This window comes from Streptomyces sp. NBC_00727 (assembly GCF_045161745.1).
Classification (GTDB): Bacteria; Actinomycetota; Actinomycetes; order Streptomycetales; family Streptomycetaceae; genus Streptomyces.
In genome coordinates this window covers 1,424,464-1,441,157 of sequence record NZ_CP108981.1, presented here as the reverse complement: position 1 = coordinate 1,441,157, position 16,694 = coordinate 1,424,464, and the positions used below count along the sequence as shown (strand labels likewise).

Sequence of the window (16,694 nt, the reverse complement as noted above, 5' to 3'; positions counted from 1 at the left end):
CACGGGGCTCGAACAGCGCAACGCAGCGCCGTTCGAGCCCCCTCGCATGCTCCCTCGTCCTCCAAGGAGTCCAGACAGATGAAGACGATCGACGAACTTCTCGCCGAAGGGGTCGCCGGCAAGCGGGTATTCGTCCGCGCCGACCTCAACGTGCCGCTCAGCGGCACCACCATCACCGACGACGGCCGCATCCGCGCCGTCACCCCGACCGTCCGCAAGCTGGCCGAGGCCGGCGCCCGGGTCGTCGTCGCCTCGCACCTGGGCCGCCCCAAGGGCGCCCCGGACCCGGCGTTCTCGCTGGCCCCCGCCGCCACCCGGCTCGGTGAACTGCTCGGCGCCGACGTGGCGTTCGCGACCGACACGGTCGGCGAGTCCGCCCGCGCCACGGTCGCCGCGCTCACCGACGGCCAGGTCGCCGTCATCGAGAACCTGCGCTTCAACGCCGGCGAGACGTCCAAGGAGGACGCCGAGCGCGGCGCGTTCGCCGACCAGCTGGCCGAGCTGGCCGACCTGTACGTGGGCGACGGCTTCGGCGCCGTCCACCGCAAGCACGCCTCGGTCTTCGACCTCCCGGCCCGCCTCCCGCACGCGGCCGGCGACCTCATCGCCACCGAGGTCGGGGTCCTGAAGAAGCTCACCGACGACGTGCAGCGGCCCTACGCGGTCGTGCTCGGCGGCGCCAAGGTCTCCGACAAGCTCGGCGTCATCGACCACCTGCTGGAGCGGGCCGACCGCATCCTGATCGGCGGCGGCATGGCGTACACCTTCCTCAAGGCCCAGGGCCACGAGGTCGGCGGCTCGCTGCTCCAGGAGGACCAGATCCCGGCGGTCCAGGAGTACCTGCGGCGCGCCGAGGAGAAGGGTGTGGAGTTCGTGCTCCCCGTCGACGTCGTCGTCGCGCCCTCCTTCCCCGACCTCAGGACCAAGGCCCCGGCCCACCCGGACACCGTCCCCGCGGACGCCATGCCGGCCGGGCAGATGGGCCTGGACAACGGTCCGGAGACCAACAAGCTCTACGCATCGAAGCTCGCCGACGCGGCCACCGTCTTCTGGAACGGCCCGATGGGCGTCTTCGAGCACCCCGACTTCGCCGAGGGCACCCGGGCCGTCGCCCAGGCCCTCGTCGACTCCTCGGGCTTCAGCGTGGTCGGCGGTGGCGACTCCGCCGCCGCGGTCCGCATCCTGGGCTTCGACGAGAACGCGTTCGGACACATCTCGACCGGTGGCGGTGCCAGCCTCGAATACCTCGAGGGCAAGACGCTTCCCGGCCTCGCCGCTCTGGAGGACTGACCTTTCATGACCACTCGCACCCCGCTGATGGCGGGCAACTGGAAGATGAACCTCAACCACCTTGAGGCCATCGCGCACGTCCAGAAGCTCGCCTTCGCCCTGGCCGACAAGGACTACGACGCCGTCGAGGTCGCCGTCCTGCCGCCCTTCACCGACCTGCGCTCCGTGCAGACGCTGGTCGACGGCGACAAGCTGAAGATCAAGTACGGCGCCCAGGACATCTCGGCGCACGACTCCGGCGCGTACACCGGTGAGATCTCCGGCCCCATGCTCGCCAAGCTGAAGTGCACCTTCGTCGCCATCGGCCACAGCGAGCGCCGCCAGTACCACGGCGAGACCGACGAGATCTGCAACGCCAAGGTGAAGGCCGCGTACAAGCACGGACTGACCCCGATCCTGTGCGTCGGCGAGGGCCTGGACGTCCGCAAGGCCGGCGAGCAGGTCGCCCACACCCTCGCTCAGCTCGACGGCGCCCTGAAGGACATCCCGGCCGAGCAGGCCGAGTCCATCGTGGTCGCCTACGAGCCGGTCTGGGCCATCGGCACCGGCGAGGTCGCCACCCCGGAGGACGCGCAGGAGGTCTGCGGTGCGATCCGCGTCCGCCTCGCCGAGCTGTACTCGCAGGAGCTGGCCGACACGGTCCGCATCCAGTACGGCGGCTCGGTCAAGTCCGGCAACGTGGCGGCGATCATGGCCCAGCCCGACGTCGACGGCGCCCTGATCGGCGGCGCGGCGCTGGACGCCGACGAGTTCGTCAAGATCGTCCGCTTCCGAGACCAGTGAGTATGCGGTAGCGCGGATCCGTCGTACCCTTGCGGGGGCCGGGGAGGGCAGCCTCCCGGCCCCCGTTGTTCGCACACGCAGTCGGTATTTCCGGAAAGTAGGGACCAGCCGTGATTCTGGGGTTCGAGATCGCCCTGATCGTCTTCAGCCTGCTGCTGATGCTGCTGGTGCTGATGCACAAGGGCAAGGGCGGCGGGCTCTCCGACATGTTCGGTGGCGGCATGCAGTCCTCCGTCGGCGGTTCCTCGGTCGCTGAGCGCAACCTCGACCGCATCACCGTGGTGGTCGGTCTGGGCTGGTTCGCGTGCATCGTGGTGCTTGGTCTGCTCATCAAGCTGGACAGCTGACCCGTCGTACGCGATTCCCGGTGACGGTGTAACTCCTTCTACTGGACGCGCGTTGGGCCTTACGTAGACTGGGGCATCCTCGAGCACCATCACGCAGGGAGTTACGACCGTGGCAAGTGGCAACGCGATCCGGGGAAGCCGGGTCGGAGCGGGGCCGATGGGGGAGGCCGAGCGCGGCGAGTCCGCGCCACGGCTCCGCATCTCCTTCTGGTGCTCGAACGGGCACGAGACGCAGCCCAGCTTCGCCCATGACGCGCAGGTACCGGAGACCTGGGACTGCCCGCGCTGCGGTTTCCCGGCCGGCCAGGACCCGGAGAGCCCGCCGGACCCGCCGCGCACCGAACCGTACAAGACGCACCTCGCGTACGTACGCGAGCGGCGCAGCGACGCGGACGGCGAGGCCATCCTCGCCGAGGCCCTCGCGAAGCTCCGCGGCGAGATCTAGGGAATTCACCGGCCGGACACCTACAGGGTGCCCGGCCGGAGTGCTTTCGCCGTGCCGCGGCCCGCCCTTGTCACGTCCGACCGCCTGATCAATTAGGTTGGAGGGGCAGCGGGGAACTGCGGTTACGAGAGAAGTGGGCTGATGTCCGGGATGAACGCAACAAGCCGTACCAGGCTCAACCAGACGCCGGAATGGGCCGCGCTGGGCAAGCACCGTGAGCAGCTCGGGTCGACCCATCTGCGCCAGCTGTTCGCGGACGACCCGGAGCGCGGCACCGGGTACACCCTGCGGGTCGGCGACCTGTACCTCGACTACTCCAAGCACCTGATCACCGACGAGACGCTGGGGCTGCTGCGCGAGCTGGCCGTCGCCACCGACGTCGCCGGGCTGCGCGACGCCATGTTCCGCGGCGAGAAGATCAACACCACCGAGGACCGCGCCGTCCTGCATACCGCGCTGCGCGCCCCGCGGGACGCCGTGATCGAGGTCGACGGCGAGAACGTGGTGCCGGCCGTGCACGCGGTGCTCGACAAGATGGCCGCGTTCGCCGACCGCGTCAGGTCGGGGGAGTGGACCGGCCACACCGGCAAGCCGATCAAGAACATCGTCAACATCGGCATCGGCGGCTCCGACCTCGGCCCCGCCATGGCGTACGAGGTGCTGCGCTCCTTCACGGACCGCTCCCTGACCTTCCGCTTCGTCTCCAACGTGGACGGCGCCGACCTGCACGAGGCCGTCCGCGATCTCGACCCGGCCGAGACGCTGTTCATCATCGCCTCGAAGACCTTCACCACGATCGAGACGATCACCAACGCCACCTCCGCCCGCGACTGGCTGCTCACCGGCCTGAGGGCCGGTCAGGATGCCGTCGCCAAGCACTTCGTGGCGCTGTCGACCAACGCGGAGAAGGTCGCGGACTTCGGCATCGACACGGCCAACATGTTCGAGTTCTGGGACTGGGTCGGCGGGCGTTACTCGTACGACTCCGCCATCGGTCTCTCGCTGATGATCGCCATCGGGCCGGACCGGTTCCGCGAGATGCTCGACGGCTTCCACCTCGTCGACGAGCACTTCCGCACCGCCCCCGCCGAGGAGAACGCCCCGCTGCTGCTCGGCCTGCTGGGCGTCTGGTACGGCGCGTTCTTCGATGCCCAGTCGCACGCGGTGCTGCCCTACAGCCACTACCTGTCCAAGTTCACCGCGTACCTCCAGCAGCTGGACATGGAGTCCAACGGCAAGTCCGTGGACCGCGACGGCAATCCGGTCGACTGGCAGACCGGCCCGGTCGTCTGGGGCACCCCCGGCACCAACGGCCAGCACGCCTACTACCAGCTGATCCACCAGGGCACGAAGGTCATCCCGGCCGACTTCATCGGCTTCGCGCAGCCGGTCGAGGACCTGCTGCCCGGCCTCGTCGCCCAGCACGATCTGCTGATGGCCAACTTCTTCGCCCAGACCCAGGCCCTCGCCTTCGGCAAGACGCCGGACGAGGTACGCGCCGAGGGCGTCCCGGAGGAGCTGGTGGCGCACAAGACGTTCCGGGGCGACCACCCGACGACGACGATCCTCGCCGACCGGCTCACCCCGTCCGTGCTGGGCCAGTTGATCGCGCTGTACGAGCACAAGGTCTTCGTCCAGGGCGCGATCTGGAACATCGACTCCTTCGACCAGTGGGGCGTCGAGCTCGGCAAGGTCCTCGCCAAGAAGATCGAGCCCGTCCTGACCGAGGGCAAGGGCGGCGAGCAGCTGGACAGCTCGACCGCCGCGCTCGTCTCGACGTACCGCGAGCTGCGCGGGCGCTGAGCGCGCCGGAGGAGGGGACGGCGCGGCCGGGCCGTCGCCGTCCCCTCCCGCGTGCTGTCAGGGCGCCGCCAGCACGGTGGTGCCGAACGCGTCCACTCCGGCCGCCGGCGGCGCGTCCAGGGGCGCCGGATCGGGATGGCCGGCGGCCAGTACGTACAGCGGGACGCGGCCGGTGCCGTCCAGGCCGCACCGGGCGGCGACCTCGGTGTCCCGGAACGCGCCGGTCTGCGCGGGGCCGAGCCCGAGCGCGGTCGCCGTCAGGGCGAACGTCTGGCCGAGGTGGCCGGCGTCCAGCAGGCAGACCCGGTAGGCGCGCGGCGTCGGGTACTTCACGCCCATCCGCTCCAGGCGGGCCGCGAGCACGACGAAGAAGGCGGGCCGGGCCGCCCACGACTGGTCCGCGCAGAGGTGGACGGCCTCGTCGGGGGTGAAGCCCTCGGAGAGCAGTTCGAGCCCGTGGAGCAGCCCGTCGTAGTGGTACCAGCCGGAGGGCAGTCCCTCGACGTCGAGGACGCCGACGTAGGCGTCGATCTCCTGCCGTGAGCCGCCCTGCGGACTCGTACGGCGGTACAGCGCGCCCCGGCCGCAGTCGATGAAGTCGACCGGCCCGAACACCGCCGCCAGCAGGGCGGCCAGGGTGTCCGACTTCACCGGGGCGCCGGTGAAGTCGCGGTGGGTGCGGCGGTCGAACAGGACCTGGCCGTACGGCATCCGCAGCTCCGCCGGGCGGCGCGGCAGCAGGAGCCGCGGTGCCCGCGGGTGGCTGGTGAACAGCGGGGGCAGGGCCCCGGTGCCGGCGTCACCGGTCACGTCGGCGGGGGTGTCCGGTGAGTCCCCGGACCGCTCCGTGTCGTAGACGTCGGACGTGGCGTAGTGGAAGAACGACGCCTCGGGCGTCCAGGCCCCCCACTGTCCGGCGATGAGCTCGTCGCGGTGGGCCGCCTCGCCGCCCTCGCTCAGAAGTGCCCCGGCGTCCGTCAGCGCCGCCACGGCCTCCTCGACCGTGTCCGGGGTCAGGTGCCCGAGGCCCCCGGCCGCCTCCCGGGGCGTGCGCCACTCCTCGAACGCGGACAGGACCTCCGCCGCGACGGGATGCAGAGCCGTGGGCGTGCCGTGCGGGTGGGGATGGACGACGAACTCGCCCTCGTGCCAGTAGCACGTCAGACAACGGGAGCGGCGAAGACGCAAGGTGACTCCTGGGGCGGCGGTACGGGGTGGGACCTGGTGGCCGCGTGGGGCCGGGGGAAGAGGGGAGCCGGCCCCACGCGGGAGCGGTCAGGACTGGCGGTAGGCCCACGTCCAGTTCCAGCTGGAGCTCTGGCCGGCCTGGGGGCGGTCGGCCCGGACGACGGCCCGGTGCCCCATCTCGATCCTGCGCATGGTGGATCACTTCCTTTCGTCGTTGTCCGCCGCGGGTGTCGCGGCGGGACTTCTCCATGACGCGGCATGGGGCGCAGAAATGCAAGAGGCGATTATCCGTATCACCCTTTCGTGGTCCTTCCGGTGGCCTTTGATTTCGCTTTGTGTTGCAGCCGAGGGCTGCGTTATTACCTGCGGTGATCAGACTCCCTTCGTGCAAAGTGCCTGCTCAGGGCGCAGAGGGGGCCGGTCTTGCTGTTTTCTTTCCGTCTTTTGTCGGACACCTGTTGGCGCGGGCGGGGCTGAGTCGGGGCTGTCGTAGCGTGCTCGCACCGACCGCAGATATCGCGAAGGAAAACCATGAGCGTATTTCCGTCCGGAGAAAAGGCCGACGCCGTGTTCGGGCGCCTGTTCACCGTTCTGCTGGAGGACGAGCAGTTCGTGGAGAAGGCCCGCAAGGAGTCCTTGTCCGTACAGCTCGTGCACAGCAGGCCGGACTGCCGGATCTTCGTCTCGCCCGACGGTGTCGTCGTCGGGGACGAGGCACCGTTCAAGCCGGCGATCACTCTCAAGATGTCCTGCGACACCGCGCACGCGCTGTGGCTGGGCCGGCTGCCGGTTCCGGCGGCCATCGCCACCGGCAAGCTCCGCATCCGCGGCCGGATCGCCAAGGTGCTGGAGCTGGTTCCGCTGCTCCAGCCGGCCTTCGACCGCTACCCGGACATCGCCGCCGACGCCGGCATCTGACCCGGCGCCCCCACCACCGTCACCAAGGAGCCCCAACCATGACCATCGATGTGCCGGGAGATCTCACCCCGGAACTGAACTTCGACGAACTGCCGCCCGCCGTACAGCAGCTCAAGGAGGCCGCACGGCGGTATGCCCGGGAGGAGGTGCGCCCCCGGGTCCAGGAGCTGGACCAGGCACCGGCCGAGGACTTCGACTGGGACCTCGTACGCGCCGGCCACAAGGCGGGACTGACCCGGGCCGCCGTCCCCACCGACTACGGCGGCCTCGGCCTCGGCATGCTCGGGGTGGCCGCGGCCCTGGAGGAAGTGGCCGCCGTGTGCCCCGGGACCGCGCTCGTCTTCGGCGCCACCATGCTCGGGCAGGCACCGCTCCTGCTCTCCGGCGACCCCCGTCTCCAGGCGCGCTACCTGCCGCTCTTCTCCGGTGACGAACCGGTGCTCGCCTGCAACGCCGTCACCGAGGAGGACGCGGGCTGCGACCTGATCATCCCCGCGAACGCGCACCACGCACGCAACGTCATGACCGCCCGCCGGGACGGCGACGACTACGTCCTGACCGGCCGGAAGCGGTTCATCACCAACGCCCGCTTCGCCGCCTTCGCCTCGGTGTTCGCCAACATGGAGGGCAGCCCCGGGGCGACCGGGCTCACCTCCTTCATCGTGCCGCTGAACCTGCCCGGCGTGGAGCGCGGCCCGGTCGCCGACAAGATGGGCTACCGGGCCTGCCTCGGCAGCGAACTGACCTTCCACGAGGTCCGGGTGCCCGCCGAGAACATGATCGGCGTGGAGGGCGAGGGCATGGCCATCAACATGGCCCAGAGCAACATGGCACGCGCCGCCGTCGCCGGGATCTCCACCGGCGTGGCACGCGGCGCCCTGGAAGCGGCCGTCGCCTGGGCCGGCGAACGCGTCCAGGGCGGCACGCTGCTCCACCGCCACCAGTTCACCGCCGCCAAGCTGGCCGACATGAGCGCCAAGGTCGACGCCGCCCGGCTGCTCTACCTCCGCGCGGCGAACACCGTGGACACCCAGCTCCCGCCGCCCGCCTACGAGCCCGCCGTCGCCAAGCTCTTCGCGGACCGGGCCGCCATCGACGTCGCCGACGCCGCCTGCTCCCTCGTCGGCGCCCGGGGCTACCTGCGCTCCCACGGCGTGGAGAAGATGCTCCGCGACGCCTACGGCACCCGCGTATACGAGGGCACCCCCGAAGTCCTCGCGCTCACCATCACCGACAGCCTCTACGCCGGAGACGATGCCGAGTGAGCACGCCCTCCCCGCGCACGAGCGGCGACCGCCACGGGCACACCGCCATCCCCACCTCCGCGGACCCCACCGGATCGCGCGCCCTGCGCTACGTCGCCGACATCATCGAGCTGCACGAACGGCTCGGCTACCGGCAGCTCCCCGCCGAGATCACCGGCACACCGCTCCACCACGCGCAGGACGCCGAAAGCGGTCTGATCACCCTGACCGCGCGGGACAGCCAGTTCCCCGCCCGGTACCTCCGGGGCATCCTCGGCTTCCGGCTCGCCCAGTACCTGCGGCTGAGCTGGATCTCGGCCGACCTGGTCTACCGGACCGCCGCCTTCCACGAGCCACTGCCCCGGCCCGGCGAGACCGAGAGCATCCACACCGTGTGCCTCTGCTCACGCACCGGCCGCATCCGCGGTTACGTCGGGCTGAGCTGCTCCGCGGACACCGTCAGCCTTCCCCTCGACTCGGCGCGGCGCGCCCTGTTCCCGACCGAGGCGGCGCACGGTGTGGACCTGCTGGCGCCGTACGCCCGCCCCGGGCTCGGTACCCACCAGGTCTTCGAGCTCAAGCGCTTCCTGCGCGACCAGTCGATGCCGCTCGGCATCCAGCGCGACCGGGTGCCGTGGCACCTCATGCTGGGCATGGGTGAGGCGATGATCCAGCTGGGCGACGCGATCAGCCTGGTCCTGGGCGACGCGAAGGAGCACGTGGCCCTACGGCATCTGCGGCTGGCCGGCTTCGACCTCCACGTGGTCGAGGACACCTCACCGAGCCTGCCGGAGACCGACCCGCTCGCCCCCATCTACCACCAGGGCGTCGTCGCCAAGCCGTTCGTGGCGCCGGTGCCGGGGGACCTGCTCTGGTACCGCGACGTCGTCCGCTCCTATCTGGACGGGACCAGCGACCTGACCTCGTACCAGGAGATGGTCGCCAGGCTGGCCGCGCGCAGGCAGAAGCCGGACGGCCCCGCGATCCCCCGCCAGCGCGGAGGCTCCCGATGACGGCCGAGGACATGAGCGGGCTCACGACCGGCCCCGAGGAGTCGCGCTCGCACCGGGCCTTCTACGACGAGCTCGTCACCCGTAACGACGGTGTCGTAGCGCCCCGGGAGCAGCAGGCCCTCCGCGAGGCGACGGTCCTCGTCGCGGGCTGTGGCTCGATCGGCGGCGCCGCCGTGGAACCGCTGACCCGGCTCGGCGTCCAGCGCTTCCTGGTGGCCGACCCCGGCACGTACGAGCTGAACAACCTCAACCGGCAGAGCGCGGTCGCCGCCGACATCGACCAGAACAAGGCCGCGGGCGCCGCCGAACGCATCATGTCCATCAACCCGCACGCCCGGGTGTCGGTGTTCGCGGACGGGGTGACCTCGCAGACCGTGCAGCGGCTCACCGCACCCTGCCAGCTGATCATCGACGGGGTGGACGTCACCACGGCCGAGGGCTGGCGCGCCAAGCACCTGCTGCACCGCGTCGCGGTGCAGCGGCGGCTGCCACTGATCACCGGCTGGGACATGGCGGGCACCCAGTACGTGCGCTGCTACGACTACCGGCGCGTCCGGGAACCGTTCGCCGGTGCCATCACCGTGGACGACATCGTCCGCATGGACACCTGGGACCTGCTGCGGCGCGCGGTGCCGTTGCGCAGGGTGCCGGCCGAGATGCTGGCGGAGATCCGGGCCAACCATCTCCGCACGGACTACAGCTTCCCCCAAGTCGCCTACACGGCAACGGCCTTCGGGGTGCTGAGCTCCTACATGGCGGTCCGGCTCCTGGCCGGGAAGCCGGTGAGGTCCGAAATCCGGGTGGACGTGCACCAACTGGCCCGGCCGTTCGGCGAACGCTGGCGCGGACGCCTCGCGTGGCCGGTCCAACTGGCCGCCCTGGTCCCGCCGATGCTCCGCCTGCGGAGCCGGCAAGGCGCCCGCTGACCGAAAGACCCCTCCGCGATGCCGGGGCGGGCGCGCCCGCCCCGGCACACCCCCTGGAAAAGGCAGTCATGAACGTCTCGAAGCGGAACGTCCTGTGGACGTTCCTGTGCTGTGGCCTGGGCGTGGCCATGGTGTCCCTCGACAATCTCGTCGTCATCACCGCCCTGCCCGCGATCCGCGACAGCCTCGGCGGCGACATCCGGCAGCTGGAGTGGACGGTCAACGCCTACACGCTCACCTACGCCGTCCTGATGCTGCCCGGCGCGGCCCTGGGCGACCGGTTCGGCAGACGGCGGATGTTCCTCGTGGGCCTGTCCGTCTTCACCGCCGCGTCCGCCGCGGCGGCCCTCGCCCCCGGCATCGGCGCCCTGATCGCGGCCCGCGCCGTGCAGGGGCTGGGCGCCGCCGCCCTGATGCCGCTCAACCTGACCCTGCTCACGGCGGTCGCCCCGGCCGCCCGGCGCGGGGCCGTCCTCGGCGCGCTGAGCGCCGTCGAAGGTCTCGCCATCGCCATGGGGCCGCTCCTCGGCGGAACGGTGGTCGAACACCTCGCCTGGCAGTGGATCTTCTGGATCAACGTGCCGATCGGGCTCCTGGTCCTCCCGCTCGCCCGGTGGCGGCTCACCGAGAGCCGGGGCCCGAACGCCCGGCTGGACCTGGTCGGGACCGTGCTGGCGGGCACCGGCCTGTTCGGCATCGTCTACGGCCTGATCCAGGGGCCGGCCGACGACTGGTCCGGCGCCCGGGTGCCGGCCGCGCTGACCGGCGGCGCCCTGGTCCTGGGGGGCTTCGTCGCCTGGGAGCTGCGCACCGCGATGCCCATGTTCCCGATGCGGCTGTTCCGGCACCGGACCTTCAGCGGGATGAACGCGGCAGGGCTGCTGATGTTCGCGGGGATGTTCGGCTCGGTCTTCCTGCTCACGCAGTTCTTCCAGGGGCCGCGGGGCTACTCGCCGATGGAGGCGGGACTGCGCATCCTGCCGTGGACGATCGTGCCGATCTTCGTCGCGCCTTTGGCCGGCCTCCTCTCCGACCGGATCGGTGGCCGCCCCATCGTGGCGCTCGGGCTGGCATTCCAGGCGTGCGGCCTGGGGTGGATCGCGGCCCGGGTCTCCCCGGACGTGAGCTACCCCTCCCTCGTCCCCGCGCTGGTGCTGTGCGGGCTCGGCATGACCTTCTACTTCTCGCCGACGGCGAACCTGGTGATGGGGGCGGTCGCCGAGGAGGACCGGGGCATGGCGTCGGGCGCCGTCAACGCGCTGCGCGAGCTGGGCGGCGTCCTCGGAGTCGCCGTCCTGGCCTCCGTGTTCACCGCGCACGGGGACCTCGCCACGCCGGACGGGTTCACCCACGGCATGGTCCCCGCACTGTGGACCGGTGCGTGCCTCATCGCCGTCGGCGCCCTCGCCGTCCTCGCCACACCGAGGCGCCGCGACGCCGGGCGGCCCGTCCGCGCGGACAGCGGCGCGGCCGTTCCGCGTACCGGGGGCACGGCGGCCTGAAGCCGCGGCCGGCCGCGCCCCGAAGGAGAGGAGAGAGGCGATCAGCGCACTCGTTCGCGTTCTGCTGGCCGGTGACCGCGCGATCACGCGCGCCGGCATCCGGGCCGTGCTCGACCGGGACCCGGTCATCGAGGTGGCCGGCGAAGCGGTCGACGCCGCCGAGGCCGAGGCCCGGGCGGCCGGTCTGCGCCCCCATGTGGTGCTCGTCGACGCGCAGTCACCGGGCCTCGACGCCGCCCGGCTGGCCGCCGCGCTGGCCGCCCGCACGAAGAACGGCGCGCCGGGGGTCCTGCTGATGGTTCAGGGGACCGACGAGGCTGTGCGGCGGGCGCTGCGGGCCGGGGCGCGTGGGGTGGTGCTCAGCAGCGCCACCCCCGCGCAGCTGCTGTCCGCCGTCCACATGACCGCTGCCGGCTACGCCGTCCTGGAGGCCGACGGGCCCCCGGCCGCCGCCGCGGAGGGGCAGACGCGTCCCGCCTCGCCCTGCCGGCACGGGACCGACGAGGAGAGGGCCCGCGCCGCACTGCTGACCCGGCGGGAGAGGGAGGTCCTGACGCTGCTCGCCCGGGGCCTCAGCAACGCCGAGGTGTCGGCCGAACTGGTCCTGGGCGAGAGCACGGTCAAGTCCCATGTGCAGCACCTGCTGGACAAGCTGGAGCTGCGCAACCGGGTCCACGCCGTGATCTACGCCCATCGCACCGGGCTGGTACCCGCCGCCTGCGGTTGCGCCGGCGTACGGCGCACGGCGGTCTGACGCCCGGGAGCGGGCCCCTGCCGGAACGGGTCCGCAGCGGGCCCGCTGTCATGCGGGGCCCTCCAGGAGGTAGCCGCGCCTGCTGGCCGTCCGCAGGCGCAGTCCCAGCGGGAGCACCCGCCGGCGGATGCGCATCACATGCAGGTCCAGTGCGTTCCGGCTGGCGGTTGAGCCGCGGGTGCTCAGCAGCGTGAGCAGCTCCTCGCGGGCCACCAGGCTCCCGAACCGCTGCACCAGGGGCCGTAACAGGTACATCTCGGTCGGGGAGACGGGCACGACGCGGCTTCCGTACCGCAGCAGTCCGTCATGGTCCAGGGCCGGCACGTCGTACGAGGCGGCCCTGGCACGCAGAGCCGCGATGCGGGCGCCGAAGTCCTCGCGCGTGATCGGTGAGCGCACCCAGTCCTCCCGCGCGTCGGTGGTCGTCGGCGGTGTCCCCCCGTTCTCGATCACGAGGAGACGCAGGGCGCCCGTACGACGGTGGTGCTCCAGCTTCGACGCTTCGAGGGGCCAGCGGACCACGTGGACCGTCTCCTCGGCGGCGGACGGGCGTGCCGTTTCGGTGTGTGACATGAGGATTCCTTCCGGATTTTGCAGGAGGAAGAAAAAGGGGGCAGCCCGGACTCCGCGCCATTGTGTGCGTAATTTGCTTTTGAAGCGGATGAGGCTCGGGATGCGGCCGCAAGCTTTCCCTGCAGCATCTGCGTTTACTATGCAGCACGCTCCGGCGTCATGGCAATAAGAAGCCCCAGAAGGCATTGTAGGACAAGTAAGAAAGTATTTGACCGTGGTCTTGGGGGCCGTTGAAGTCTTCTTGTGCGGAAAGGGTTCGGCAGTTCCTCATCAACGCGATGACCGGCAGGTTCGGTCCCCTCCTAATGGGTGAAGGGTCCGCTGGAAGGGGGAGTAGGAAATCAATAGAAAGTCCGATGTGGAGGCTCGTTCCGGGCCCTTAGATTGGGTTCAGTGCCGGGCGACAGCGATCCGTACCGGTGGTGGCCCGCCCATACCTCGCAGGCGCTATTCGAGCCATTTGGTCCTGCGATGCATTCAAGCCACCGCCGGAGAATCGGAAATGAGAGGACGGTATGCATATGGCGGGCGAATTGATTGGATACGAACAGGAGGAAGGGCCCGGCCGGACGAACGCGGAGACCGCCGCGGTCCCGCCGGCCGGCGTCGGCGAGCTGCTGCGCGCGGTGATGGCCCTCACCGTCGCGGGACTGAGAGCCCGCGCGGTGCTGGCGGCCCGGCCCGGAAACGGAGGCGGCCGTGCGGCGCACCTCGGGTAGGAACGCGCGTCGGAGCCCCCGGCCCGCGACCGGTGTCCTGGTGACGGGTATGGGCGCCACGACCCCGCTCGCGGGCGATGTCCCCGGCACCTGGGAGGCGCTGCTCGCGGGCCGGTCGGGCATCTCGCCGATCGACGCCCCGTGGGTTGACATGCTGCCCGTCCGCATCGCGGGCACCATGCGTCGCGACCCGTACAGCGACATCGAACGGGTGCGGCGGCGCCGGCTGGACCGCAGCCAGGCGGCCGCTCTGGTAGCGGCCGAGGAGGCGTGGGCCGACGCGGGCCGGCCGGAGGCCGAACCCGAACGGCTGGCCGTCGTGGTGGGCACCGGCATCGGAGGTGCGCTGACCATACTGGAGCAGAACGACGTGCTCCACCGGCGCGGGCGGCGCGCGGTCTCCCCGTACACGGTGCCCCGGCTCATGCCCAATGGCGCCTCCGCGGCGGTGAGCCTGATGGTGGGGGCGCGGGCGGGCACCCACGCGCCGACCAGTGCGTGCGCCTCGGGAGCCGAGGCCATCGCGGTGGGCGCCCTGCTCATCCGCGCCGGACGCGCCGACGTGGTGGTGGCCGGAGGCACGGATGCCTGCCTGCATCCCCTCTCGCTCGGCGCCTTCGCCCAGATGCGGGCCCTTTCCCTGCGCAACGACGAGCCCGAACTCGCCTCCAGGCCCTTCGACCGGCAGCGGGACGGCTTCGTCATGTCCGAGGGCGCGGGCATGGTCGTACTGGAAAGCGCGGAGTACGCGCGTGCACGCGGCGCCCGCGTACACGCGGAGCTGGCCGGGGCGGGCGTCACCTCCGACGCCCACGACATCACGCTGCCCGACGCCGGCGGACAAGTGCGCGCGATTCAGGAGGCGTTGCGCGACGCCGGGCTGACCGGAGCCGATATCGGCCACGTCAACGCGCACGCCACGGGCACCCCGCAGGGCGATGTCGCGGAGGCCCGCGCCCTGATGACCGCGGTGGGCGGTCATCCGGTGGTCACCGCCGCCAAGTCCTCGACGGGGCACCTCCTGGGCGCGTCGGGCGCCGTGGAGGCGATCCTCACGGTGCAGGCGCTGAAGGAGTCCCTGGTACCACCGGTACGCAACCTGGAGGACATCGGCGACGGCATCGAACTCGACCTGGTGACCGGGCCGCCGCGCAGAGCCGAGGCGTCGGCGGCCCTGTCGACCTCCTTCGGTTTCGGCGGCCACAACGTGGTCCTGGCCTTCACCCGCGCCTGACGTGGCACGCCGGAGGGCGGGCAGGCCCTAGCCGGCCGCCGACCGCTCCCGCACGGCGACCAGATGCCGCGCCACGTCGTCGGGGTGGGTCAGCTGGGGGTAGTGACCGGCCGACCCGATCTCGGTGACGGGCAGCTCGCTCGGCCCCTCCAGCGGATCGTCCGCCCCGATGACCAGCTCCACCGGGACCGTGACACCGCGTACGGCACCGCGCAGGGCGGCGCGCTGCCCGTACGCCGAACGCAGCGCGGAGACCACCCGCAGCGCGGCTCCCGACCGCCGCAGATCGGCCACGGGCCCCTGGAGCCATGCGGGGTCCGGGAGCCCGAGGGAGCCGGCCAGCCGCTCGGCGGTCATCCGGCTCAGGGCCGGCACGGCGAGAGGGGAGCGCGTCAGCCACGAGGAGGCCGGCTGGAGGAAGGCGGGGGAGACCAGCACCAGCGCGCCGACCCGCCCCGGATGCCGCAGCGCGTAGCGCAGGGCCGGCCCGCAGGAGTACGAGTGGGCGACCAGCACCGGGCGGCCCTCCACGGGGGCCATCAGCGCGGCGAGCCAGTCGTCGTGCGTCTGCCTGGGCTCCGGCGTGGAGCGCCCGAACCCCGGCAGGTCGGCGGCGAGGGCGGGAGCGTCCACCCGCCCGGCCACCGGCGCCCAGGAGTCGGCGTCGACCGGCATGCCGTGCAGGAAGACGTAACCGGGCCGCTCCCGCTCTCCCACCACCCAGGTCCGGTCCGTGCCGACCTGCTGGAAGCCGCACGGCACACCGGGTGCCGGGACCCGGCCGAACCGCGTGGCGACCAGTCCGTCCGCCCAGTCGCACAGGGCCTCACGCACCGGTGGCTTCTCCAGACCGAGCGACAGGGCGAGCTCCCGCGCCGACGCGGTGTCGTACCGGTCGCTGGAAAGGAAGGACAGCGTCTCCGGGTCGGCCCCGGTCAGGGCGCGGGGGAGCCGCTTGACCACACCGACCGGAATGGAGCGGCGCGGCGCAGGCACGCCCATGTGTTCGGCGAGCAGAGCCACCAGGAGCGGCAGTTCCGGCGTGGTGTCGTCCAGCAGCCAGTAGGTGCTGCCCGCACTCTCATCCCTCTCCGGAACGGAGGCCAGGAACTGTACGAGGTAGTCGAGCCCCACGACCGGCAGGAAGGTGTCAGGGGTGCCGGGCAGCGCCGGGAGCCGGCCCCGCCACAGCTCATGGACCAGATCCGCCAGACCGACCCACTGGCCGGGCCCGATGACCGTGCTCGGATTGGCGACGGTCAGCGGCACGCCGAGTGCCCGTGCGCGCGCCCGCACCGCCGCGTCCCCCTCGCGCTTGGACGCCTCGTAGGCGCCGTCGCGCCGGTAGTCGGGCGAGGCGGCTTCGGCGGCGGCCATGCGGTAGCCGCTGATGTGGACCAGCCGGCGCAGCTGTGGACGGGTCGCCGCCCACTCGGCGACATGCACGGCCCCGTCGACGTTGACCGCTCTGGCCTCGGCCGGTGCCATCCCGAAGGCGAAGCGCGCCGCCGTGTTGTAGACGTCCCGCACCCCGTCCAGGCCGTCCTCGGGCAGACCGAGTCCCGGGCGGGTGACGTCGGACCGGACGACGGTGAGCCGGCCGGTGTCCGCGCCCTGCTCGCCGAGCCACCGCAGCAGGCCCTCCCCGCTTCCGTGCACGGCGGCGGCGACCTCCTGGCCCCGGCGCAGGAGTTCGCCGGTCAGCGAGCGGCCGATGAAGCCGCCGGCACCGACGACGAGCGAGTTCGCGGGCATGCCATCTCCTTGCGACCGGGTACGGGCCGATGTCCGGCGCGGGGGAACGCGGCAGGCCCGTCGGCCCGGACTCGGTGCGCTCACCGTACCCGCGCTGTCACCGAGTGTGAACGGCGCCTGGGGTGCCATCACCCGAACGCGAACCGGCCGCCATCTCGGCGTGCGCCACCGGCGCCCGCCCGACGGATCGCGGACCGCCG

At 71.8% G+C, this 16,694-nt stretch carries 16 protein-coding genes; 13 read left to right on the top strand and 3 right to left on the bottom strand.

The annotated features are described in order from the left end of the window. Positions 1 to 78: 78 nt before the first annotated feature. The 5 genes from OG242_RS06390 to pgi all read left to right on the top strand — a co-directional run bounded on the left by OG242_RS06390 (position 79) and on the right by pgi (position 4,668). The gene (locus OG242_RS06390) at positions 79 to 1,290 is read left to right on the top strand and encodes a phosphoglycerate kinase (RefSeq protein ID WP_405897211.1); all 1,212 of its coding nucleotides are present in this window, start codon (positions 79 to 81) and stop codon (positions 1,288 to 1,290) included. Positions 1,291 to 1,296: 6 nt separating this feature from the next. Next, positions 1,297 to 2,073: a triose-phosphate isomerase gene (tpiA, locus tag OG242_RS06385; RefSeq protein WP_405897210.1), complete on the top strand. Its 777-nt coding sequence runs from the start codon at positions 1,297 to 1,299 to the stop codon at positions 2,071 to 2,073. Between the two features lie 110 nt (positions 2,074 to 2,183). Then, entirely contained in the window at positions 2,184 to 2,420 is a 237-nt protein-coding gene (gene secG, locus OG242_RS06380; RefSeq protein ID WP_161207408.1) for a preprotein translocase subunit SecG, read from the top strand. A gap of 109 nt (positions 2,421 to 2,529) precedes the next feature. Then, complete coding sequence (locus tag OG242_RS06375; RefSeq protein WP_360854192.1) at positions 2,530 to 2,865, top strand: RNA polymerase-binding protein RbpA; 336 nt, start codon at positions 2,530 to 2,532, stop codon at positions 2,863 to 2,865. Positions 2,866 to 3,015: 150 nt separating this feature from the next. Continuing rightward, positions 3,016 to 4,668, top strand: coding sequence for a glucose-6-phosphate isomerase (gene pgi / locus OG242_RS06370; protein ID WP_405901523.1), 1,653 nt, complete (start codon positions 3,016 to 3,018; stop codon positions 4,666 to 4,668). Positions 4,669 to 4,725: 57 nt separating this feature from the next. On the opposite strand, the gene OG242_RS06365 is transcribed toward pgi, so the two are convergent. After that, positions 4,726 to 5,856 (bottom strand): SagB/ThcOx family dehydrogenase, encoded by a 1,131-nt coding sequence (locus tag OG242_RS06365; RefSeq protein WP_405897209.1) that lies wholly within the window; start codon positions 5,854 to 5,856, stop codon positions 4,726 to 4,728. Between the two features lie 531 nt (positions 5,857 to 6,387). Here OG242_RS06365 and OG242_RS06360 point away from each other — a divergent pair. The 6 genes from OG242_RS06360 (at position 6,388) to OG242_RS06335 (ending at position 12,213) form a co-directional block, all read left to right on the top strand. Beyond that, positions 6,388 to 6,774, top strand: coding sequence for an SCP2 sterol-binding domain-containing protein (locus OG242_RS06360; RefSeq protein ID WP_405897208.1), 387 nt, complete (start codon positions 6,388 to 6,390; stop codon positions 6,772 to 6,774). Between the two features lie 38 nt (positions 6,775 to 6,812). Next, the gene (locus OG242_RS06355; protein WP_405897207.1) at positions 6,813 to 8,039 is read left to right on the top strand and encodes an acyl-CoA dehydrogenase family protein; all 1,227 of its coding nucleotides are present in this window, start codon (positions 6,813 to 6,815) and stop codon (positions 8,037 to 8,039) included. After that, positions 8,036 to 9,031: a hypothetical protein gene (locus tag OG242_RS06350; RefSeq protein WP_405897206.1), complete on the top strand. Its 996-nt coding sequence runs from the start codon at positions 8,036 to 8,038 to the stop codon at positions 9,029 to 9,031. Before OG242_RS06355 ends, OG242_RS06350 begins: the two co-directional genes overlap by 4 nt. Continuing rightward, the gene (locus OG242_RS06345) at positions 9,028 to 9,957 is read left to right on the top strand and encodes a ThiF family adenylyltransferase (RefSeq protein ID WP_405897205.1); all 930 of its coding nucleotides are present in this window, start codon (positions 9,028 to 9,030) and stop codon (positions 9,955 to 9,957) included. Before OG242_RS06350 ends, OG242_RS06345 begins: the two co-directional genes overlap by 4 nt. Before the next feature lie 68 nt (positions 9,958 to 10,025). Further along, positions 10,026 to 11,459: an MFS transporter gene (locus OG242_RS06340; protein ID WP_405897204.1), complete on the top strand. Its 1,434-nt coding sequence runs from the start codon at positions 10,026 to 10,028 to the stop codon at positions 11,457 to 11,459. Between the two features lie 40 nt (positions 11,460 to 11,499). Next, entirely contained in the window at positions 11,500 to 12,213 is a 714-nt protein-coding gene (locus OG242_RS06335) for a LuxR C-terminal-related transcriptional regulator (RefSeq protein ID WP_405901522.1), read from the top strand. A gap of 48 nt (positions 12,214 to 12,261) precedes the next feature. Here OG242_RS06335 and OG242_RS06330 read toward each other — a convergent pair whose 3' ends face one another. After that, positions 12,262 to 12,786: a transcriptional regulator gene (locus OG242_RS06330; RefSeq protein WP_405897203.1), complete on the bottom strand. Its 525-nt coding sequence runs from the start codon at positions 12,784 to 12,786 to the stop codon at positions 12,262 to 12,264. A 521-nt stretch (positions 12,787 to 13,307) separates the two neighbouring features. On the opposite strand from OG242_RS06330, the gene OG242_RS06325 reads away from it, so the two are divergent. Continuing rightward, on the top strand, positions 13,308 to 13,505 hold the full coding sequence (locus OG242_RS06325; RefSeq protein ID WP_405897202.1) for a hypothetical protein: 198 nt from the start codon (positions 13,308 to 13,310) through the stop codon (positions 13,503 to 13,505). Then, positions 13,486 to 14,739, top strand: coding sequence for a beta-ketoacyl-[acyl-carrier-protein] synthase family protein (locus tag OG242_RS06320; protein ID WP_405897201.1), 1,254 nt, complete (start codon positions 13,486 to 13,488; stop codon positions 14,737 to 14,739). The genes OG242_RS06325 and OG242_RS06320 overlap by 20 nt, the downstream gene beginning before the upstream one ends. Positions 14,740 to 14,766: 27 nt before the next feature. Here OG242_RS06320 and OG242_RS06315 read toward each other — a convergent pair whose 3' ends face one another. After that, complete coding sequence (locus OG242_RS06315; RefSeq protein WP_405897200.1) at positions 14,767 to 16,494, bottom strand: alpha/beta fold hydrolase; 1,728 nt, start codon at positions 16,492 to 16,494, stop codon at positions 14,767 to 14,769. Positions 16,495 to 16,694 lie beyond the last annotated feature (200 nt).